The sequence below is a fragment of the Bhargavaea cecembensis DSE10 genome, from assembly GCF_000348905.1.
Classification (GTDB): Bacteria; Bacillota; Bacilli; order Bacillales_A; family Planococcaceae; genus Bhargavaea; species Bhargavaea cecembensis.
Genome location: NZ_AOFT01000002.1, coordinates 286,379 through 308,361 on the forward strand (window position 1 = coordinate 286,379; position 21,983 = coordinate 308,361).

General features: G+C 56.6%; 20 protein-coding genes. All 20 read right to left on the reverse strand.

The genetic code is table 11. The annotated features are described in order from the left end of the window. Positions 1-93: 93 nt before the first annotated feature. Positions 94-801 carry an RNA polymerase sporulation sigma factor SigE gene (gene sigE, locus C772_RS03030; RefSeq protein WP_008297311.1) on the reverse strand — a complete coding sequence of 236 codons (708 nt, stop codon included), beginning with the start codon at positions 799-801 and terminating at the stop codon, positions 94-96. After that, positions 785-1,645 carry a sigma-E processing peptidase SpoIIGA gene (locus C772_RS03035; protein ID WP_008297312.1) on the reverse strand — a complete coding sequence of 287 codons (861 nt, stop codon included), beginning with the start codon at positions 1,643-1,645 and terminating at the stop codon, positions 785-787. Before C772_RS03035 ends, sigE begins: the two co-directional genes overlap by 17 nt. A gap of 205 nt (positions 1,646-1,850) precedes the next feature. Beyond that, positions 1,851-3,029, reverse strand: a complete 1,179-nt coding sequence (ftsZ, locus tag C772_RS03040; protein WP_008297313.1) for a cell division protein FtsZ — start codon at positions 3,027-3,029, stop codon at positions 1,851-1,853. 36 nt (positions 3,030-3,065) lie between these two features. Beyond that, positions 3,066-4,340, reverse strand: coding sequence for a cell division protein FtsA (gene ftsA, locus C772_RS03045; protein ID WP_008297314.1), 1,275 nt, complete (start codon positions 4,338-4,340; stop codon positions 3,066-3,068). Between the two features lie 186 nt (positions 4,341-4,526). Beyond that, complete coding sequence (locus C772_RS03050) at positions 4,527-5,330, reverse strand: cell division protein FtsQ/DivIB (RefSeq protein ID WP_235046365.1); 804 nt, start codon at positions 5,328-5,330, stop codon at positions 4,527-4,529. Positions 5,331-5,354: 24 nt separating this feature from the next. Further along, positions 5,355-6,446, reverse strand: coding sequence for an FtsW/RodA/SpoVE family cell cycle protein (locus tag C772_RS03055; protein ID WP_008297318.1), 1,092 nt, complete (start codon positions 6,444-6,446; stop codon positions 5,355-5,357). 38 nt (positions 6,447-6,484) lie between these two features. Continuing rightward, complete coding sequence (gene murD, locus C772_RS03060; protein WP_008297321.1) at positions 6,485-7,828, reverse strand: UDP-N-acetylmuramoyl-L-alanine--D-glutamate ligase; 1,344 nt, start codon at positions 7,826-7,828, stop codon at positions 6,485-6,487. A gap of 1 nt (position 7,829) precedes the next feature. Beyond that, positions 7,830-8,801 (reverse strand): phospho-N-acetylmuramoyl-pentapeptide-transferase, encoded by a 972-nt coding sequence (mraY, locus tag C772_RS03065; RefSeq protein ID WP_008297323.1) that lies wholly within the window; start codon positions 8,799-8,801, stop codon positions 7,830-7,832. Between the two features lie 53 nt (positions 8,802-8,854). Continuing rightward, complete coding sequence (locus C772_RS03070; protein WP_035001305.1) at positions 8,855-10,765, reverse strand: penicillin-binding transpeptidase domain-containing protein; 1,911 nt, start codon at positions 10,763-10,765, stop codon at positions 8,855-8,857. An 86-nt stretch (positions 10,766-10,851) separates the two neighbouring features. Beyond that, positions 10,852-13,029, reverse strand: coding sequence for a penicillin-binding protein (locus C772_RS03075; RefSeq protein WP_235046361.1), 2,178 nt, complete (start codon positions 13,027-13,029; stop codon positions 10,852-10,854). Between the two features lie 35 nt (positions 13,030-13,064). Beyond that, positions 13,065-13,448: a cell division protein FtsL gene (gene ftsL / locus C772_RS03080; protein ID WP_008297328.1), complete on the reverse strand. Its 384-nt coding sequence runs from the start codon at positions 13,446-13,448 to the stop codon at positions 13,065-13,067. A 54-nt stretch (positions 13,449-13,502) separates the two neighbouring features. Continuing rightward, positions 13,503-14,438 carry a 16S rRNA (cytosine(1402)-N(4))-methyltransferase RsmH gene (gene rsmH / locus C772_RS03085; RefSeq protein ID WP_008297330.1) on the reverse strand — a complete coding sequence of 312 codons (936 nt, stop codon included), beginning with the start codon at positions 14,436-14,438 and terminating at the stop codon, positions 13,503-13,505. Between the two features lie 28 nt (positions 14,439-14,466). Further along, entirely contained in the window at positions 14,467-14,898 is a 432-nt protein-coding gene (mraZ, locus tag C772_RS03090) for a division/cell wall cluster transcriptional repressor MraZ (protein WP_008297332.1), read from the reverse strand. 323 nt (positions 14,899-15,221) lie between these two features. Further along, a complete protein-coding gene (gene bshC, locus C772_RS03095) occupies positions 15,222-16,838 on the reverse strand; it encodes a bacillithiol biosynthesis cysteine-adding enzyme BshC (RefSeq protein WP_035001251.1) in 1,617 nt (538 codons plus the stop codon). A gap of 74 nt (positions 16,839-16,912) precedes the next feature. Further along, positions 16,913-17,305, reverse strand: coding sequence for a DUF3397 family protein (locus C772_RS03100; RefSeq protein WP_008297336.1), 393 nt, complete (start codon positions 17,303-17,305; stop codon positions 16,913-16,915). Next, positions 17,298-18,203, reverse strand: coding sequence for a ketopantoate reductase family protein (locus tag C772_RS03105; protein WP_008297338.1), 906 nt, complete (start codon positions 18,201-18,203; stop codon positions 17,298-17,300). The genes C772_RS03100 and C772_RS03105 overlap by 8 nt, the downstream gene beginning before the upstream one ends. 61 nt (positions 18,204-18,264) lie before the next feature. Then, positions 18,265-19,806, reverse strand: coding sequence for an acyl-CoA carboxylase subunit beta (locus C772_RS03110; protein WP_008297340.1), 1,542 nt, complete (start codon positions 19,804-19,806; stop codon positions 18,265-18,267). A gap of 35 nt (positions 19,807-19,841) precedes the next feature. Next, the gene (locus tag C772_RS03115; protein WP_008297341.1) at positions 19,842-20,054 is read right to left on the reverse strand and encodes a biotin/lipoyl-binding carrier protein; all 213 of its coding nucleotides are present in this window, start codon (positions 20,052-20,054) and stop codon (positions 19,842-19,844) included. 1 nt (position 20,055) lies between these two features. Next, positions 20,056-21,411, reverse strand: a complete 1,356-nt coding sequence (locus tag C772_RS03120; protein ID WP_008297343.1) for an acetyl-CoA carboxylase biotin carboxylase subunit — start codon at positions 21,409-21,411, stop codon at positions 20,056-20,058. A 135-nt stretch (positions 21,412-21,546) separates the two neighbouring features. Continuing rightward, a complete protein-coding gene (locus C772_RS03125; RefSeq protein ID WP_008297345.1) occupies positions 21,547-21,933 on the reverse strand; it encodes a Prespore transcriptional regulator rsfA in 387 nt (128 codons plus the stop codon). Between the last annotated feature and the right edge of the window lie 50 nt (positions 21,934-21,983).

A 21,983-nucleotide genomic window follows, 5' to 3' on the forward strand; every position in this document is an offset into this window, starting at 1 on the left:
TCATCCTCCGGACTTTTGACTTTTCTCTGTTTCCCTACAGTCTGTCCGGAGGCCGGTGTCCTATTCGCTGCGGACCCTCGCCAATTTCATCCATCAGCTTACCGGATGGTTCAGCAGCCCCCTCAAGTCACTGATGATTTTCTTTTCAAGCCTTGATATATAAGACTGGGAAATCCCCAGGTGGTCAGCGACTTCCTTTTGTGTCATCTCTTCCTTGCCCCCAAGTGCAAACCGGCATTCCATGATGTAGCGCTCCCGGTCGTTCAGCCTTGAAATCGCTTCCACGACATGCTGACGTTCGATTTTCCGTTCGACGTCATCGGTGATGATGTCCTCATCCGTCCCGAGGATATCGGACAGGAGCAGCTCATTGCCGTCCGCATCCGAATTCAGCGGCTCGTCAAACGATACTTCCGATTTCATGCGGCTTGTCTTCCTCAGGTGCATCAGGATTTCGTTCTCGATGCAGCGGGATGCATAGGTGGCGAGCTTGATTTTCTTCTCCGTGTCGAAGGTTTCGATCGCCTTGATCAGGCCGATTGCGCCAATGCTGATCAGGTCTTCAATATGTGTGTTCGTATTCTCGAAACGCCGGGCGATATACACGACGAGCCTCAGGTTCTTCTCAATCAGCCGGTCGCGGGCCTCCCTGTCACCTTCCATGAATCTTCTGAGCGTCTCTTCTTCCTCTTCTTTCGTGAGAGGGACCGGAAGTGATTCGTGTCCTCCGATATAGTATGTCCCGTCTTTCTTGATGGTCTGAAGAAGCACCGCAATCCATTTTTTAAGACCTGTCAGCATCTGTCGATCCCCTTTCCTTGAGATGAATGAGGGAGGAGCGGTGGAGAATGGCGTCCGCGCCGAGCGGATATTCGGCATCATTCTCGGTGAGTACGATGTATCCGCCGATCCGGGCATCTTCTGTGCCGTTTACGGTCCAGCTGCCGGCCCTGAAACCCACTGCCCAGGCGCTTCCGCCGACCGTCCTGATCCGGATCGGGCGGAGCCGGGCCCGGATCTCCGGCGGAAAAGCGGTCAGATCCGGAACGCCCTCTCCCGGAAGGTTTTCCAGGGCAAAGCGGACTTCTTCCGGCAGCTGTTCTTTTACCGACCTGTAGGCAATAAAATGGACCGGGGCACCTGTCAGCGGCTCCGTGCAGGCATTGCCGGAATCCGCAAATGCCGAAATCGGAATGCTGCTTCCAAACCATTCAAGCTCTGTATCCACGCGGTATTCCGCCGCGGCCGAATCCTCTTCTGCCCCACGCCATCTGACGGCCAGCATTTGAAGACCGCCCGAGGCAAACAGACAGGATGTGAAAATGGCCGCTGTGCCCCCGATCCCGAACTCCGAAGGATTCAGCACTGTCAGAAGACCCCCGGCGAACAGGGCTGCCGTCAGAGTCGCGCCCGCCCCTTTCAGAGCCGCATTCCGGTGCAGTCCGAAGGCGATCATGATCATCGCCAGGAATGCCGCTGCCGTCGGGACGGGAGCCCCTCCGAACACCACCACCGGAAGCGCCCCTGCGACCGCCGCTCCCAGAAGACGCCACTTGCCGGCAGGCCGCCGGCAGACCTTGTCCGCGAATGAAAGAATCAGATAATTGAATGCCGAGTTTACCGCGATCGCCACTTCTCCGTACATGGCTCCCCCTCCCTTGTCCATACCGTATCACGCCCTGTCTGCGGGCTCTGTCGGAATCCGGAACTGACAGACCTCAAAATTCGGACAGGACCCGACAGGATAGGGGGAGTTCCATGGCTGCAGCTGCCGCAAAAACGGAGGCATGCCAAAAAGCCCTTTCCGCCAGGATGCGGAAAGGGCTTTTGGAAACTTGTCGGTTACCGGATTATCTTCTCCTGCGGTTGCGCAGGAATGTCGGAACATCCAGTGTGTCTTCCTGGTGCTGCTGGCTCTGGCGCTGCGGCGCTTCCTGCTGGAAGTGGCCGCCCTGATCGTCACGGTCACGATAGTCGCTGCGGGAAGGAGCCGGCTGCTGCGGCCGTTCCGGCCGGGCCGGCTGTACGCGCCCGGCGCTGAAGCCGCCTGCACGCGTGTTGCGCTGATTCAGCTGTTCCTCGGTGAAGCCGGTGGCGATGACCGTCACGACGATCTCGTCCTTCAGGTTGTCGTTGATGACGGAACCGAAAATCATATTGACTTCTTCATCGGAAGCGCTGGCGACGATATCGGCCGCTTCCTGTACTTCGAACAGGCTGAGGTTTGATCCGCCTGTAATATTCATCAGAACACCCTTGGCCCCATCGATCGAGGTTTCGAGAAGCGGGCTGGAGATGGCCTTTTTGGCAGCTTCCGAAGCCCGGTTCTCGCCTGAAGAGACACCGATCCCCATCAATGCGGAGCCTTTGTTCTGCATGATCGTCTTCACGTCTGCGAAGTCGAGGTTGATGAGTCCCGGAACCGCAATCAGATCGGAAATGCCGGAGACACCCTGGCGGAGAACATTGTCCGCTTCACGGAACGCCTCAAGCATCGGCGTGTTTTTGTCTACGATTTCGAGCAGGCGGTCGTTCGGGATGACGATCAGTGTATCGACCGATTCCTTCATGGCCGCGATGCCGCCGATAGCCTGTGTTGCACGTTTGCGGCCTTCGAATGTGAACGGACGCGTCACGACGCCGACCGTCAGCGCACCGAGATCTTTTGCCACCTGGGCGATGACAGGCGCCGCGCCCGTACCGGTGCCGCCTCCCATTCCCGCTGTGACGAACACCATGTCCGCGCCGCGGAGCGCTTCCTCGATCTGCTCCTTGCTTTCTTCAGCCGCTTTTTTCCCGACTTCAGGGTTCGCGCCTGCACCGAGTCCGCGCGTCAGCTTTTCACCGATCTGGAGCGTCACTTCCGCCTGGGACAGTTTGAGAGCCTGGGCATCCGTGTTGACTGCGATGAATTCCACGCCCTGTACGCCGTGTTCAATCATCCGGTTTACTGCGTTATTGCCGCCGCCGCCTACGCCGATGACTTTGATGACGGCGAGCGCATCGATATTAGTATCAAATTCCAGCATGGTTTCTCCTCCTATGGATGTACGGGTGACTTCCGGTCAATCAAAGAATTTGTCGAATATTTTCTTCATCCGGTTGACGACCTTTTCCTGGCCGTCTTTGCCGCGCGGTTCTTTCTTCTTGGCGGGAGCCGCTGCTGCCGCCTCCATCGCTTCGCCGAACGGAGATTCCCCGCGCTGGCCGAAGAATTCGTCTTCCATCCGGGCATAGCGGATGAGTCCGACCGCAGATGAGTACTTCGGCTCACGGACTCCGATGAACTCCGGCACATAGATCCGGACACGTGTCTGGAGAACTTCCCTTGCTAGCTGCGGAAGCCCCTCGAGCTTGGCGGTGCCGCCGGTCAGGACAATCCCGCCCGGCAGATCCCGGATATCCATCCGGTATAGCTCGTCCAGCACCATCTCGAACAATTCTTCGAGCCGGACTCCGATGATTTCGGAAATGTATTTCTGGCTGTATTGGTCTTTTGTTTCCATGCCAGCAACTGGAACTTCGAACAGTTCATCCTCTGAAGCATCATCGTAGTAGGCGTGCCCGTACTGGTGCTTGATCTGCTCCGCCTGTTCGGTCGTCGTTTTCAGGACGATCGACAGGTCTTTTGTCACATGGTCGCCGCCCACTGGAATAACGCCCGCCGAAACGAGGCGGCCGTCACCGAATACGGCGACCGTCGTCGAACCGCCGCCGATATCGACATAGGCGGTCCCGTGGTTTTTCTCGTCCTCCGACAGGGCGAAATACCCGGCCGCAAGCGGCTGCAGGTAAATCTCCCGGATCTGGAGTCCGGCCCGCTCAACACAGCGGAGAATGTTGTGGAGAAGCGTGCGTGACGTCGTCACGAGTGTTGCGTCCATCTCCAGGCGGACGCCGATCATTCCGCGCGGGTCCTTGATCTCATCGAGGTCATCGACGATGAACTGCTGCGGGATGATGTTGATGAGCTCCCGCTCCGCCGGAATCATCACTTCCGCGGATCTCATGACCCGGTCGAGGTCATCGTCCGTAATTTCGCGGTTTTCGCTGTTCACCGCCACGACGCCCTTCACCTGCTGAAGCATGACCTGATTGGCCGGGATTCCAAGCACAACCTCCCGGATCGACATCCCGATCATCCGCTCGGCCTGTTCAACTGCCTTCCGGATGGACTGGACAGTCGCATCTATATCTACAATGGCACCCTTCCGGATGCCTTCCGATTTAACATTTCCGACTCCGATTACGTGCAGCGAACGATCCGTCATTTCCCCGATCAGCACTTTAACGGAGGAGGAACCGATGTCGAGTGAAACATACATATCGGCCTGACTCACGGATGGCACCTCCTTCTGATCCTCTTAACAATCATTCTATTTCATTATCAAGTCAATGTTAAGTATATTCGTGAATTATGTTGAAAATCCTTCAATTCCCGGTCCATCTATACTTTAAACGTAAAAGGGATGTCCAGGCAACTTATTGCATACACAGGCAGCTGTCCGGCAGGAAATACGGAATTTTTACGGGATTTCTATTTCCTGTTCTTCCGGCCCGCCTTCTCCGGCATTTTCCTCTCCGCTATCATTCTGGCTTTCTCCGTCGCCATAAATTTTCTCATAGCTCGTGAAGTACACCCCCGCTTCCAGGTCGATGACGCCTTTCCCCTCTTCTGTAAGCTGCGAGACAATCGACGGATAGTATTCCATCTTATCCGCAAATCCGGAAATGACACCCCGGACTTCATACCCGTCTGTCATAAATGCCGTGATGGAGCCTTCACCGGTATACTTCAGCTCTGATATGAGGGAAGTGATGGAGGCAGGGAGCTTTTCCAGTTCACCGACCATTTTCTTCATCTGCTCATCCTCGCCGAATTCCGCAAGGATCGGGGCGGGCGGCGGTGTTTCGGATGCCCGCCCGAAAACCGATCCGTCAGCCAGGACCGGATGGAAACCCGACTCGCGCTGGACCAGTGCCACGGTTTTAAACTCGTCCACCCGGATGACGACATCACGGAAGTCTTCCCTTACGACTTCCGCCCCTTCGACGCCTGCCAGGCGTGTTACCGACTGCTCGGCTTCACCGGAACTGAATCCCCAAAGCGCGTCACCCGTCCTGATTCCGGAAGCCTTTATATACTCCTCCTCGTTCTGGAGGGCAGCACCTTCAACCCGGATCTCCCTCACTTTGCTGAGCGGTGACTGAAAATAGAGCAGGACTGCCAGCAGCAGGAGGAACAGGACAAGCAGAAACAGGAAGTTCCGGTTCGTCCTTCTCCTTCTCTTCTCCTTAAGGGAAGGGATACGGTCTTCGATATCGATCACTTTATCCAAACGGGTGGCCTCCTTTCAGCCCTTTCCCCCACCGGACCCGAATCTCAGGATGAGGGCTGCCGCGATCCAGGCGGCAAGCAAAGATGATCCGCCGTAGCTGATGAACGGCAGGGTGACGCCTGTCACGGGCAACAGTCCCGTCACGACCCCGATATTGAGGAAAGACTGGAAACCGAGCATGGCCGCCATCCCCGATACCATCTGAAGCGAGAACGGATCCCGCTGGCGGGCCGCGAGTCCGAATGCCGCGGCAGTCAGCAATAAGAAGAGAAGGATGACGGCTGAGGAGCCGAGAAAGCCGATTTCCTCCGCAATGATGGCAAAAATGAAATCATTCTGCGGCTCCGGCAGGTAGAGATACTTTTGTCTGCTCTGGCCATAACCGTAGCCCAGCAGGCCGGCCGGCCCTACCGCCAGGAGGGATTGGATCCCCTGGAATCCGCTTCCCAGAGGGTCGCTCCACGGGTCAAGAAAAGCCTTGATCCGGTCAAGACGGTATGGGGCCGCGGCGATCAGCGCCGTGATGCCGGCTGCACCGGCCGCACCGAGCCCGAAAAAGAATTTCAGCGGATAGCCGGCGATCAGAAGAACGCAGAAAGCCGAGACCGTCATGATCATCATCGATCCGAAATCCGGCTGAAGCATGATCAGCCCTGCCGGCAGCAGGATCACCGCCAGATGTGACAGCCTGAACACCTTGCGGCCCCGCTGCTCCCCCAGCATGGAGGCAAGCTTGCCGATCACGGCGATCTTCGTGAATTCCGCAGGCTGGAGACTGATCGGCCCCAGAGCGATCCAGCTTTGTGAACCGTTGCGCACCGCCCCGATTCCCGGAATCAGCACGCCTACCAAAAGAATAATAGACAGGATGTAGACGGCATTCCAGAACTTTTTGTTCCCGATACCCCTGAATCGCAGGATAAATGCAGCCGCGGCAAGTGCCACGGCAAGATAGACTGCCTGCTTCAGGGCGAACGGGAGTGTATCTCCGTAATGGATCTCACCCCAGTAGGATCCCGCAGAGTGAACAAACAGGATTCCCAGCAGACTGAGTGCTGCAGCAGCGGAGGCGAACAGGATGAGGAGCTTCTTTTCCAGTGCATGCATCCTTCCTTGTTATGAATCGGCTGGCCTGCCCGGATCCCTTATAGCTTGCGGACAGCCTCGATAAAGCGATCGCCCCGGACCTCGAAGCTTTCGTACTGGTCCCAGCTCGCACAGGCGGGCGACAGCAGGATGGTATCCCCTTCCTCTGAACAGCGGGCTGCGATTTCAGTCGCCTGCTCGATGTCCGAGGCATCATGGATGCCCTCGACTCCGCATGACTCTGCGAATTCGCGGAGCCGGGCTGCCGTTTCCCCGAAGACGACAATTTCCCGGACACGGTCCATGAACGGGCGCAGTTCCTCGAAAGAATGCCCCCGGTCCAGCCCTCCTGCCAGAAGGACGACTGGACCCCCGAATGCTTCAAGGGCACTTTTTGTCGCGAGGGTGTTGGTTGCCTTCGAGTCATTGTAGAATCTGCGCTTTTTCCATTCCCGGATAAATTGCGTCCTGTGCCGGACCCCGGAGAAGGAGGACAGGACATCCTTGACCGCATCCAGCGGGCAGCCGTATGTAAGGGCTGCGGCCGTCGCCGACAGGATATTCTCCAGATTGTGGCGACCCGGCAGCAGAATGGCGGAACGGTCCAGCATTTTTTCCCCGTACCAATATACGGCTTCCCGGTCCGCGCTGATGCCGTCGTCTGCCCGTCCGGACAGCGTAAACGGGATTTTCCGTGCACGGGACCTTGCGGCATATTCCGCCACAGCCTGCTGGTCGGCATTATAGATCAGCACATCTTCCGGCAGCTGGTTGCGGGTGATATTGAACTTTGCTTCGCCGTATTCCCCGAACGTCCCGTGGTAATCAATATGCGCCTCATAGAGGTTCGTCCAGATCGCAATCTTGGGCCGGAAACGCTCCGTGCCCATGAGCTGGAACGAAGACAGTTCGATGACGACAGCCTGATCCGGTTCCGCCTCTGCCGCAACCAGGCAAGACGGCGTACCGATATTCCCTGCTATCAGCGGATTCTTTCCGCCGATGTTCAGCATGTGATAGAGGAGCGTGGTGGTGGTCGTCTTTCCGTTGGAACCGGTGATGCCGAGAAGCGGGGCCTCGCTGATCAGATACGCAAGCTCGACTTCGGTCCATACCGGAATGCCGGCATTCACCGCCTGTGAGACGACCGGATGGTCATATCGGATTCCCGGGTTTTTGACGACGCAGTCATATCCCCTGTCCAGCAGGTTCTCCGGATGGCCGCCGAGAATCACTTCGACGCCCATTTCACGGAGAGATGCCGCTTCCGGATCTTCATCGCGTGCATCATTCACCGTCACGTCCGCGCCAAGCCTGTACAGGAGCCGTGCAGCGGCCGAACCGCTTTTGGCCAGCCCCAGCACGAGCACGCGGCTTCCTTCAAATTGGTGTATCGGTTTCATATCAGATCACCTCCGGCAAAACCGCGATAAGTGCAGCGGCAAGCGCTGCCGTCCAAAAAACGATGACGACTTTCCATTCGGACCATCCCGACAGTTCGAAATGGTGATGGATCGGGCTCATCTTGAAGATTCGCTTGCCCGTCGTCTTGAAAGAAATCACCTGCAGGATAACGGACAGCGTCTCGATGACAAAGACGATTCCCACAAGGAGCAGGAGCAGTTCCTGCTTCATCAGGACTGACAGCATCGCCAATATGCCGCCGAGCGCAAGTGAGCCGGTATCCCCCATGAAGATCTTTGCAGGATTCGCGTTAAAGAGAAGGAACCCGAGAAGCGCTCCGGTTACGGAAAACGCGACAAGGGAAAGGTCTTCCTGCCCGTAAACCAGCCCAAGTACCCCGAATGCCGCGAAGGCGATCGAAGAAGTACCCGCGACCAGTCCATCCAGGCCGTCAGTCAGGTTGACCGCATTCGAAAAACCGACCAGCCAGAAAATGAGGAACAGGACATAAAACGGTCCCAGGTCAATTTCAAACGAAGTGAACGGCAGCCCCACTGTTGTCTCGAACGGCCCCAGGCGGAGCAGAAGATAAGAGACGACTGCGATGACAATTTGGCCGATCAGCTTCTGCAGGGACGTCAGTCCCAGATTGCGCTTCAGGACGACCTTGATGAAGTCATCCAGGAATCCGATCAGCCCGAATCCCGCAAGCACGAGAAGCAGGACAACCGTCTGGGTGGTCAGCAGGCCGTTCATCCAGCCGAGCGCAAGTGCGGTCACGACGATGGAGAGGATAAAGATGATGCCCCCCATCGTCGGTGTCCCTGCTTTTTTCTGGTGTGCCTGCGGGCCTTCCTCACGGATGCTCTGGCCGAACTTCAGCCTCCTGAGCATCGGGATGAGCGGAAGCGCAAGAAGCGCAGATATGATAAAGGCGATCGCGATGATCGTGATGGTCGTGGCGAGTGTCATGTATTCTCGTTCTCCTTTAAAAACGGCGGTGCCTGTTCCGGCACCTTTTATCGTTAATCTTTTTCGTCCGGCCCGGCATAAAGGTGGAGCGTGCCCGATTCTTCCATGAGCGTTCCCGGCTCCGGCAGCTGCCGCACGACCGTTCCGCCTTCTGGTCCGTGCCATTCCAGTTTCACAGTGTACAGCATCTGCCTGATTTCGTCATATGTTTTCCCGGTCAGGTCAGGAACACGGATCTGGACGGGATCACCCCAGCGGTATTCCCGTTCCAGCTGGCCTTTTCTCGGACCGATTTCGCGGACGGCCGCGATATCGCCGATGATCCTGCCGACAATCGGTGCCGAAATCGTGCCGCCGAACTGGACTTCGTTTTTCGGGCTGTCCACCGCCACATAGACAAGTACATCGGGATCGTCAGCAGGTGCAAAGCCGATAAAGGATACGATGTAATCCCCCTCCTTGTACCGGCCGTCCTCCACCTTCTGGGCGGTCCCTGTTTTCCCGGCAACCCGAAGTCCGTCGACGAACGCGTTTCTTCCGGACCCGTTGGCGACGACAGATTCCAGCGATTCACGCACTTTCTTGGACGTTTCTTCACTGATCACACGGCGCTTTTCCTCAGGGCCGTTTTCTTCGATCGTCTTGCCCGTTTCGGGATCCAGCACACGGCTGACGACGTACGGTTTCATGATCCTTCCGCCATTGACGGCTGCAGCGACAGCCTGCACCTGCTGGATCGGCGTGACGGAAATCCCCTGACCGAACGAGGTCGTCGCATGCTCGACCGGCCCGAACGCTTCTTCTGAAAACAGGATTCCGGCCGCCTCGCCGGCAATGCCGGAGCCGGTGGATGTACCGAAGCCGAAGTCGCGGATATACTGCATGAGCTTTTCTTTCCCCACCCGCTGGCCGAGTTCGATGAATCCCGGGTTGCACGAGTTCTCGACGACTTCAAGGAATGTCTGGGAGCCGTGCCCCTCACGTTTCCAGCAGCGCAGCCGTGCCCCTTCCACCATCGAGTACCCGGGATCATGAAAGTGATCTTCCTCAAGATTGACCTTTCCCTCTTCAAGCGCTGCGGCGAGGGTGATGATCTTGAATGTCGATCCCGGCTCGAATGTCATCCATACCGGCAGATTCCGGTTAAAGACGGAAGGGTCAACCGAAGAATAGTCTGACGGATCAAAGTTCGGTGAAGAGGCAAGGGCGAGAATCTCGCCGGTGTCCGGGTCCATGACCATCGAGAGCGCCTGTGCGGCATCGTACTTGAGCATGGCCTGCTCCAGTTCCCGCTCCACGATTTCCTGGATGCGGACATCGATCGTCAGCTCCAGATCGGCCCCTCCGGCACCTTCCACCCAGCCGTCACCGACATGGGGCAGCGGATTGCCTTTTGCATCAGTAAACAGCCTGACCTTTTCTCCCTTGCCGGAAAGCATCTGGTCATAAGCAAATTCGATCCCGGCCAGTCCCTGATTGTCATAGCCGGTAAAGCCGACAAGACGGGACAGCATATCGCCGTATGGGTAGTCACGCACATAGTCTACGCCGGTATAGAGCCCCGGAATCCCCATCTTCCCGATCTTGACTGCAGTCTCATAAGGGATGTTCTTTCCTTCAGGCGCGAGTTTAATGATAGACGCTCTTTTCGACATTTGCTCTTCCAATTTTTTCGGGTCCGCATCGATCAGCGGGGCAAGTTCTTTGGCCGCACCTGCGATGTCCCGATTCTGGGATGGCATGAAGTAGAGTGTCGGGGCAATCCGGTTGCCGATGATGCGATTGCCGTTCCGGTCAAGGATTTCTCCTCTCTTCCCGGCGAAAGGAAGCTCCCGGTCCCAGTTTTCCATCGCCTTCTCGGTCAATTCGGCATTGCGGACAATCTGGACATGGAACAGTTTCGCGAGCAGTGCAGCAAACAGGATGGCGAGAACGAGAAAGGCCAGGCGGAGCCGTTTTCTCATCCGGGCTTCGATGAAGCGTCGCACATTTTCCCCACCTTACGTTTTTCTTACAACGTATGACAGGCCTTCGGGTGCTATTCAGCCGCTTAGTCCAGCGGCAGCTGCTCTTCCTCCGGAACCTCTTCCTGCCCGGACGTGATGACTTCCTGTTCAGGGGTTTCCAGCTGGATGACCACCGGGGTCGAAGGATCTCCCGGTGATCCCGGAGATACGCTCTGCGACACGGCATAACCCTCCCCGCTCAGCTCGAGCGTTGTTCCGGTCATGGATGCATAGGCCAGAATGGTTCTCTTCGGCCATCCGGTAAAGTCCGGAATGACCGGTTCGCCTTCGGTCCGGAGCAGAACGACGCTATCCGGAAGGACCGGAGTCCCTTTTTCCGGGAACTGGGCGATGACTTCCCCGCCGGTACCTGTGGCCACGGCGCGGATGCCGTTTTCCCCGAGCTCGGCGGATGCCGATTCCGCAGTCTGGCCGGTGAATTCAGGGAGCTGGTAGGCAGCGTCCGCCGCCTGCTCCTCATCCGGACGGATATTCAGGTGCTTCAGGCTGTTTTCCATGACCGGCTTGAAAATCTTCGCTACCGGGACGGAACCCCATTCTCCGGCAGGGATTTTTGGCCGGTGGACGTTCACATAGACGATCAGCTGTGGATCGTCCGCAGGGGCCATGCCGATGAATCCGTACAACAGATTGTTCGGTCCTCTCAGATAGCCTCCCTTGCCGTTCGGGATCTGGGCGGTTGCCGTCTTGCCCGCAACGGAATAGTCGTTGAGCTTAAAGATTTTTCCGGTGCCATTTTCGGAGGTGATGGTCGATTCCATCAGCTCCAGCACCGTTTCCGCCGTGTCTTCGGAGATCGGTTCCGCCTTTTCTTCAGGCTGCCCTTCCCTGAGGACCTTGCCTGTGTTCGGGTCCTTGATTTCCTGGATCATATAAGGCTGCATCATTTTACCGCCGTTCGCGATTGCCGTGGCGGCCTGCACCATCTGGATCGGCGTGACCGTCGACCCCTGTCCGTAGGACGTCGTCAGGCGCTCGACCGGCCCGACATCGTTCAGGCTGCCGGCCGCTTCACCCGGAAGGTCGATGCCGGTTTTCTGCCCAAAACCGAAGTTCCTGAAATGCTGCATCATCGCCTCTCCGCCCATCCTCTCAAGGAGGTTGGCCATCGAGACATTGGAGGAGCGCTGGAAGCCTTCCCTGAAGGAGATCCAGCCCCATCCGTTTTTGTTGTGATCATAAATGGTCGTGTCATAGATCGAGTAACTGCCCGACTTAAAATAGTCATCCGGCTTCCAGACACCTTCCTCGATCGCTGCCGCGAGTGTGAAGATCTTCATCGTCGATCCCGGTTCGATCGTGTACTGGACCGCCTCGTTCAGCCAGTTGGATGAAAGCCCTTCTCTCGTCTCGGGATCGAATGTCGGCCGCTGGCTCATCGCCAGGATCTCGCCCGTTTTCGGGTCGGCGACAATCACTGACATCCGCTCGGGGGAATACTCTTCCTCCACCTGCTTCATGGAATCTTCGACGAAGTTTTGGATCGTCTTGTCCAGGGTCAGCCGGATGTTCGCCCCGTCCTCGGGAGGAGTTACCTGCTTTTCGGCACCGGGCAGCAGATAACCCCATGTATCGCTTTCATAGGCCATCTTCCCGTCCTTGCCGGAAAGCAGTTCGTCATAGGTCTTTTCCAGCCCCATCTGGCCGATCGTTTTCACCGATCCGTCTTCCTGCTCCATCTTTTGCGCAAAGCCGATCAGGTGGGAGGCAAACGGCCCGTTCGGGTAAAAGCGTTTTTTGTCTTTCACGAACTGGATGCCCGGAAGGTCAAGCGCCTCGATCTTTTTCATCTTGTCATGGCTCAGATCCCGGCCTGCGGGACCGAACTCCACCTGGTATACATCCGGGTCATCCTGGCGGTTCAGCCGATCCAGAATCTCTTCCTCCGGCATGTCGATATGTTCGGCAAGGGCACGTGCCGTTTTTTCCCGGTCGACGACATGGAGCCACTCGTCATCTTTGACGTCCTTGCTCGCCTTCTCTGAAAGAACCGCAATCAGCTTATAGCTCACGGTATCTTCTGCAATCGGATTTCCCGACCGGTCGACAATCTTGCCGCGGTCGGCGCTCAGCACCTGCTCCCTTTCATATTTCGCCTGCGCCATTGCCCGGAGAGGCTGGCCTTCGGCTTCCCCGGTCACCTGAATATATAGGAATCTTGAGAATAAAAGGAAAAAGAGCCCCCCATAGACGCAAAACATCAGGAAGGCTCCCCATTGGAAACGAAACTTCTTTTTCATTGCCCAGGCACGACCTTCACGTTTTTCTCATTGAGCGACAGGCCGAGCTCGCGGGCTTTGCCCCAGATGCGCTCGTAGGTCGATTTTTCGCTCACTTGTATGGACAAATCATGATTTTGCTTGGCCGTTTCCGTAATATCGGATTGGATCAGCTGGATCTCCTTGTTCACCTCGTTGAGGGATGACTGCGCCTGGAGAAGGATAACCGCGAACATGGCCACAGCGGCAACAAATGCCACGAACAGTGTTTTTTCGCCTTTTGTGAACCATTTCTTACTGCGTTTCGGCTGTATCTCCGGCTCCGGCGCGGGTGCCGGCACACGGGTGATCTCGGGTTCCTGTATGTAAGCATGGTCAAACTTGCGTGCTTCAAGCGCCATCGAAACTAGTCCCCCTTGAATTGTTTTTTTCTCGTTTTTTATCTTGTTTAGTTTTTATCTCTGTTTTTCTGCGATTCTGAGTTTTGCCGAGTGGGAGCGGTTGTTGTTTTCCAGTTCCTCTTCGGTAGGCAGGATCGGCTTGCGCGTAATTAACTTGAGCTCGGGTTCCATGCCTTCGGGGATCACCGGAAGATTCGGAGGCAGGTCGGGCAGCGACGAGGCTTCCTTGAACATCGTCTTGACCAGCCGGTCCTCCAGTGAATGGAATGTGATGACACTGATCCGTCCGCCCCTGTTCAGAAGACCGATCGCATCCTGCAGCGATTCCTCCGCTGCCCCCAGCTCGTCGTTTACGGCGATCCGGATGGCCTGGAAAATCCGCTTGGCGGGATGCCCGCCCTTCCTTCTTGCCGCCGCCGGGATGCCTGCCTTGATCAGTTCCACAAGTTCGAAGGTTGTCCGGATCGGATGTTCCTTCCTCGCTTCTTCGATCTTCCTGGCAATCTGCTTGGAGAATTTTTCTTCGCCATAACGGTAGAAAATGCGGACCAGGTCGCCGTATGCCCATTCATTGACCACATCATAGGCACTGAGCGGGGCGCTTTGGTCCATCCTCATATCAAGCGGCGCGTCATAGCGATAGCTGAAGCCCCGCTCCGGCGTGTCGAATTGGGGAGAGGAGACACCCAGATCGTAGAGCACACCGTCTGCACCGGTGATCCCCAACTTTCCGAGCTCTTCCTTCAGATAGCGGAAGTTCGATCTGACGAATGTAATCTTGTCCAAGTGTTCGGCAAGCCGCTCACGGGCATGACGGATGGCGGTTTCATCCTGATCAAAGCAGATGAGCCGTCCGCCTTCTCCTAATTGCTGCACAAGATATTCACTATGGCCGCCGCCGCCGAGTGTGCAGTCGACATAGAGGCCGTCCGGCCGGACATTCAGTCCGTCGACTGTCTCTTTCAGCAGCACGGTCACATGATCGAACATGTCCGTCCCCTTCTTTCATCGGTAGGTTTCAAATGTCAAAGTCAATAAGGTTTTCGGCAATTTCGTTAAAGGAGTCTTCCGATTCCTCGAAATAGCCTTCCCAGGCTTCCTTCGCCCAGATTTCAATCCGGCTGGAAACACCCAGGACAACACAATCCTTCTCAAGGCCGGCATAGCTCAAAAGGTTCGCAGGTAAATTGACGCGTCCCTGCTTATCAAGTTCCACCTCGGTTGCCCCGGAGAAGAAGAAGCGGGTGAATGCGCGGGCATCTTTCTTGGTGACCGGCAAGGCTTTCAGCTTTTCCTCAAGCCGTTTCCACTCGTCCATGGTATAGGCGAACAGGCATTTATCCAATCCGCGGGTGACGACGAATCCGCCGTCCAGATCATCGCGGAACTTCGCCGGAATGATCAGCCGGCCCTTTGTATCAACCGTATGCTGATATTCGCCCATGAACATGTGTCTTCACCCCACATCGTAAACTTAATGTACCACATCCCCCCACTTTCCTCCACCCGTTTTTGCAAATCTCTTATATTACAATTTGGTAACGAAAACTGTGGATCCAGAAGGCCTGATTTTACATCAGATTGACCGCCTTAACCCTTCTGATGCAGGGTGCCGACCAGGCAACCTGCCGGGCATCCCCACTCTGCAAATTTAATCCCTCTGCGCTTCTCCCCATAAAAAGCAGTTTGTCCGTTCCGGGCGCCTTAATATACCGGAACAAACAAAAACACCGCCCTTACAGGAAGGCGGTGCGAATCGGATCTTATGGATATTCAGAGGCGGACGAGGTGGTGGTCCCCCGGCCGGCCGTCCATCCGTGCGGCAAGGTCGGAGATGAAGCCGGGCCCATATTCATTCATGAATTGGAATGGCGAGAACTTGCGCTCCTGGAAGCCGCCCTCCGGCAGCAGTTCCGCTTCAAGGCGGCTGTAGCGGCGGATCGCCGTCTCATGTTCGAGCAGGACAGATTCACGGATCTTCTCTTTCAGGTAGTTGAACTGGCGTTCATGGAAAGCGATATTTTTCTCAATCAGTTCCCGGACATTCCGGCCGCGCGATTCCAATGATGCCGAAAGTTCCCGGTAGCCGTCATTCAGCTGCTCTTCCATCCGGGCGATCCGGCCGGCCGCTTCGCGGTCGCTGACGCGGTCGATGAATGCCTGCTTTTCTTCTTCCGCCATGCCGGCCAGCACCTCTTCTTCGCTCAGTCCGGTCTCCGAGAGGAGGCTCGCCGTCAGACGGCTGATAAATGTCAGGGACTGGCGGGGAATAATAACCGGCATCCTGATCCCCATTTCCCGGAACGCAGGGCGCAGCAGTGACCAGTAGGCGATTTCGCCGGGGCCACCGACGAACGTCAGCACCGGAATGGCCAAGTCCTGCATGACCGGCCTGGTCACGACATTATTGCTGAGCAGTTCCGGGCGGGTATGTGCAATCTCCGCCAGTTCGTCTTCCGAAAACGAGAAGCCTGCCTGGCTGTTGACGAATTTCCCATCCTCCCGTCTGAGCAGGAACCGCTCACCGGACTCCACGTAAAACAGATGGGCATCCTGCCCATCCGAACCTAGCGGGCGGTCGAACCCGTCACGGACGAAGCGCTCTTCCGTTTCCGCCACCCCTGCCGCAATGGCCGCGGAATTGCGGACCATGTTCTCAAAGTGAGGCGCCTCGAGCTGCCTGAGCGCAGGGTCGGCTGCATCCAGAAGCAGGAGCCCTTCTTCACTGAACAGCCGTGCCATGAGCGCAGCAAAAAAAGAGGTAAAGGTCGGGTTGCCTTCCAGACAGTCCAGTACCGTACCGATCAGGCTTTCGGTATGCGCCGTTTCCCCGTAGTCACGGAAAACACTGCGGATGTACGCTTCCATTTCTGCTGGGTCAAAGGCAGTTTCCGATGCCATGGTCTTGGCTCCGAAGGGCACCGGAAACTGCCTTTTCACCGGACGGTCATCAGAAATCGCATAAACGTGATTGATTTCCAGGAGATCATGGTCCTCCCCGGCAATCCAGAAAATCGGAACTACAGGCGTGCCGAGTTCTGCACGGAGCCGGCGGGCTTCCGCAACGACAGACAGGGCCTTGTTTACCGAGTAAAGCGGACCGGTCAGGAGCCCGGCCTGCTGCCCCCCGACAACTGCCGGTGCCCCTTCTTCAAGCTCAAGCAGATGGGCTTCCGCCTCCTCGGAAAGCCCGGCTTTCCCCATGAACCCCCGGATGACCCGGCTTAGGCCGGCACGGTCGAAGGTGCGGGATTCCAGTTCCTTCAGTCTGGCCGCATAGCCCTCGGCATCAGGCGAGTAATCAAAATATGTATGGATAAAATCCGGGTCGTTGAAGTAGGCGTCCATGACTCTCCCCGCAGGCCGGATGTCCAGTCGTTCAAATTCCATGTCGAAAACCCCATTTGTATTCATTAATCGAAACCGATTATAGCATTCCCACCCTGCCGAATGAAAAATTCAGCTCAGCCACCCGTATAATCGGCAATCATGACCCCGGAGCCGACAATAAATGCGGCAAGGTAGGCTGCCGACAGGATCAGAAACAGCAGTCGCCAGATTTTCCGCAGAAGCGGGCCGATCTCCAGATCATGCCCGGTCTTGCGTTCCCTGTAGGTCATGTAAAGCGCGAACAAGATCACTGCAATGGCCAGGTAAAATCCTGTGCGGTAACCGGTAAATGCCGCCAGGACTGCCGGCACAGCCGGCAGAAGCAGAAAGGTCGTGAAATCCGCCGCCCTGCTGAACCCCTTTGACGGATCCTTATATAAGCGGGTGAAGAAGATGAACAGAATCAAAAGAGCGACAGCCGGGAAAGCGATCAGAAACCCCGCTGCCGAATAAAAGAAGTCAGCCAAGCCGGTCCCCCCTCCTTTCCATTGAGCAGACGAGGTCATGCAGCGCCGCCAATGTCGGAAGGGAGGCACGGCGCTCCCGGGCTAGGGAAATGACGCCACCCATGATAGCGCCTGCTTCCGTCCGTTTCCCTTCAAGGAGATCGGCCAGCATCGACGAGGTGTTTTCAGCTGTTTTCCGGCAGAGCGCCAGCACCTCGTCCAGCGTGACTTCGTCTGCCGTTTCCGGAAATGCTGCAGCAAGTTCCGCATGAAGCCTTCCGAGTAGCGCACCGAGGTTGGGGTCTTCCGCAAGCATCCCGTTCCTGACACCGGCAACCGCCGTGACCGGGTTGATCATGCAATTTTTCAAGGCCTTTTTCAGGAGAAGCCACTCCGGCTCTTCATTGGAGCGGACAACGGGGAAAGACGGGGAGTCGGCGCCCAGAAGCGGGATAAACGGGCGGAAGTCATCCGAAACAGGTGCAATCCGGAGCGGACCGGTCCCGGTGTGCTCGACCGACCGGAGACCGGTTTTCCGTGCGCCGTGCTCGATTGTCCCGAACGCAACCGGCCTGTCCCGGAAACGGGAAGCCAATGACAGATGCGCCACTCCGTTCTGAACAAACAATAGCGGTGCGTCCCCCGGTTTTCCGTCCAGTGCCGCAAGAAACTCATTCAAGTCATACGACTTCATGGCCAAGATGGTCAATCCGCCATTTCGGGCCTCCCCGGGGATTGATGTCGCACCGACCCTGAAGACCTTCTCCTCCCGGCCGGCCGAAAGCAAGATGCCTTCATCCAGGATGGCAGCCGCCTGTTCCGCGGTTCTCGTAATCATCCGGACATCAAGCCCGGCCTCGGCCAGGCGGGCTCCTACCAGCAACCCGACCGCTCCGGCTCCAGCTACATGGATCCTCATCGCCAATCTCCTTCCCCCAATGAAAAGGCCCGCCGGAAGGGCAGGCCTTGTTGCAGTACTATTATACCGGATTGACCGGGTGCTTGCGAAGAGGGTGTGCGACTTCTTTCGTGGAATAGATCGCGAACCGGGCAGCCAGCTCCGAACGGAGATTGTCCGGCGAGACGATATCATCGATGATCATCTCGGAAGCCAGCTTATAGATGTCAATCTGCTCACGGTACTCCTCTCGCTTTTCCTGGATAAATTGAACCCGCTCTTTCGGATCCTCGATCGCCTGGATCTTGTTTGAATAGACGGCGTTGACCGCGGCTTCAGGACCCATGACCGCAATTTGTGCGGACGGAAGCGCGATGCAGGCATCCGGCTCGAATGCAGGGCCTGCCATCGCATACAGACCGGCGCCATACGCCTTTCTGACGATGACGGAAATCTTCGGCACCGTCGCTGAACTCATCGCGGAAATGAGCTTGGCGCCATGACGGATGATGCCTGCCCGCTCAACCTTTGTTCCGATCATGAAGCCCGGCACGTCAGCGAGGAACAGGAGCGGAATCGAGAATGCGTCACAGAGCGAGATGAATTTCGCTCCCTTGTCGGCCGAGTCGACGAAGAGCACGCCGCCCTTTACTTTCGGCTGGTTGGCGATGATGCCGACAGGGCGTCCCTCGATGCGCGCAAGCCCGGTGATCAGCTCGGGCGCGAACAGCTTCTTGATCTCGAAAAAGCTGCCTTCATCGATCAGTCTGCCGATGGCCTCATACATATCAAACGGTGCGTTCTGGTTTTTGGGGATGATTTCCCCGAGAGACCTGCCTTCGGATACAGGAACAGGTGATTTGATTTCCGGCTTTTCCGCGAAGTTGGACGGGAAAAAGTCCAGGTAGGCTTTCGCGGCTTCGATCGCTTCCTGCTCATCCGCGGCAAGCCAGTCCCCGCATCCGCTGACCGTGCAGTGCATGCGGGCCCCGCCCATCTCCTCCAGCGACACCTTTTCCCCGATCACTTCCGCAGCCATCCTCGGGGAGCCGAGATACATCGAAGCATTTCCGTCCACCATGATGACGATGTCACAGAACGCCGGGATATAGGCCCCGCCTGCTGCGGACGGCCCGAACAAAAGGCAGACCTGCGGGATGACACCGGAAAGGCGCACCTGATTGTGGAAGATCCGGCCTGCCCCCCTGCGGTTCGGGAACATGTCCAGCTGATCGGTGATCCGCGCACCCGCCGAGTCGACGAGGTAAAGCAGCGGGACTTTCAGCTGTTCCGCCGTTTCTTGGATGCGGATGATTTTTTCAACCGTCCGTGCCCCCCAGGAACCGGCCTTCACGGTCGAGTCATTGGCCATGACACAAACGGTCTTCCCCCCGACCTTGCCTGTGGCCGTCACGACTCCGTCGGCCGGCAGATCGCCGGCCTCAACGTTCGCAAACCGGGCATCTTCCGTATACTCCCCATCGTCAAACAACAGCTCAAGCCGGTCCCTCACAAAGAGTTTGCCCTGCTCCTTCAGCTTTTCATGATACTTCGGGTGTCCTCCGGCGAAAATCTGTTCCAGGGACTTTTCAAGACGTTCAGTTTCATTTGTTTGTACTGTCATTCCACTTCCCCCTCCCTTTGCTTCGCGGCTGCCGATTATTCGAATGTGAGGATGGTATCCCCTTCATTGATGAAATCTCCGATGTTGACACGAACTTCCTTTACTTTGCCGCCCTTTTCGGCTTCGACCGGGATCTCCATCTTCATCGATTCGAGTACGACGACCGTCTGTCCTGCCGTCACTTCATCCCCCGCATTTACATCAACGGTGAAAACCGTGCCTGCCATTGTCGATTTCAGTTCATTCATCTTAAACTTCCTCCTTTTTCTTGGCCTGCCATCCTGCAAGCACCTGGGTTGTATAGTTGCCTTCCGCAAATTCTTCGGACCCGGCAAAAGATGCGAAAAGCGGGATGTTCGTCCGGACACCCGCGGCATGCGCCTCGCCGAAAAATTGCTCCGACCGGCGGATCGCTTCTTCACGCGAACTGCCGCTGATGATCACCTTTGCAATCATCGGGTCATAGAACGGCGTGACCGTATCGCCCTCCGTGTATCCGCGGTCGATCCGGACGCCCTCTCCTTCCGGCAGGGCAAGCTGTGTGATCTTGCCGGGGGACGGAAGAAACTTTTCCGGATCCTCCGCGTAAATCCGGTATTCAATCGCATGTCCGGAAGAAGTGATGCTATCCTGAACCTTCACAGGAAGCTCCTCTCCTGAAGCGACCCTGATCTGCCATTCCACCAGGTCAAATCCGGTTACGGCTTCCGTCACCGGGTGTTCCACCTGAAGCCGGGTGTTCATCTCAAGAAAGTAAAACTCGTGGTCCGGTCCGACAATGAACTCGACCGTTCCGGCATTTGTATAGCCCACTGCTTTACCCGCCTCCACCGCTGCCTGGAGCATCCGTTCTTTCGCTTCCTCGGGGAACCCGGGTGATGGAGATTCTTCGATCACTTTTTGGTTACGGCGCTGAACAGAGCAGTTGCGTTCAAACAGATGAACGACATTCCCATGGCTGTCTCCGAAAATCTGGACTTCGATATGCCGGGCTTCATCGATGAATTTCTCGATGAACACCCGGTCATCCCCGAAATAGGACATGGCGCGCTTTTTGACCCCTTCGAAATTTCGACTGAGCGCTTGCTCACTTTCACAGCGCACCATGCCGATTCCGCCGCCTCCCGCACTCGCTTTCATCATGACCGGATAGCCGATGTCACCGGCCGCGCGAATCGCTTCTTCCAGCGTCGCCACGCCTTCCTCCGTTCCCGGCACAACCGGAACTCCGGCTTTGATCATGGCGCGTCTGGCTTCGATCTTGTCCCCCATCTTCTCGATCACATCAGCCGAAGGACCGATAAAGGCCAGGCCTGCTTCCTGGACTTTCCGTGCAAATGACGCATTTTCCGAAAGAAGCCCGTAACCGGGGTGGATGGCATCCGCCCCTTCACGCTTGGCGAGATCGATGATTTCGTCGCCCTTCAGATAAGACTGGGGAACGGGACCTGGCCCGATTTCAAACGATTCATCTGCTTCTTTTACAAATGGCAGCCCTGCGTCTGCCTCCGAATGGACAGCAATGGTGCGGATGCCGAGCTCCCGGCAGGTCCTGATGATTCGTGACGCGATTTCCCCCCGGTTCGCGATGAGAATCTTTTCCATGAGGATCCCCCCTATTGAATTGACAAACTATTTAAAACCCCTTCAATATCAGTCTATATGAAAGCTGAAACCGTTTTCAAGTCAAACCGGAAAAACTGTCAAAAAGAAAAGCAGAACCGACACGCGGTCCTGCCGTCAGCTTTCCTGTTTTTCGATGAAAGCCACTCCTTTTGAAAGCCATGCTAGAAGCCTGTGATGCTCGCGGGCGAGCGCTTCATGCTCTTTTTTCAGCCGCATATAGGATTCGGATAATTCATCGAACCCGCTCATCGCCTGTTTCAGGTGGGACTTCAGATGATGCTCGGGCTTTTTCTGGGCGGCCTCAAGCTCGGCCGAATGAATCTTGCGCAGCGTCTTGTTCCACCTGAATCCGCAAGCCTGTTTGGTACGTCCCAGCTTCTCGGCCGCATCCGCAAATGCACCCAGCTGCGTTCCGCCATTTTTCACTGCTTCGATCACCGTATCGGCGAGGATGCGGTCATCTTCCGGTGTCCACCGGTCTTTTCTTGTATTTTCCTTCACCTCTACCACCCCCGTTTGGGAAACTATATGCGGTGGAGTAAAGAAATAGA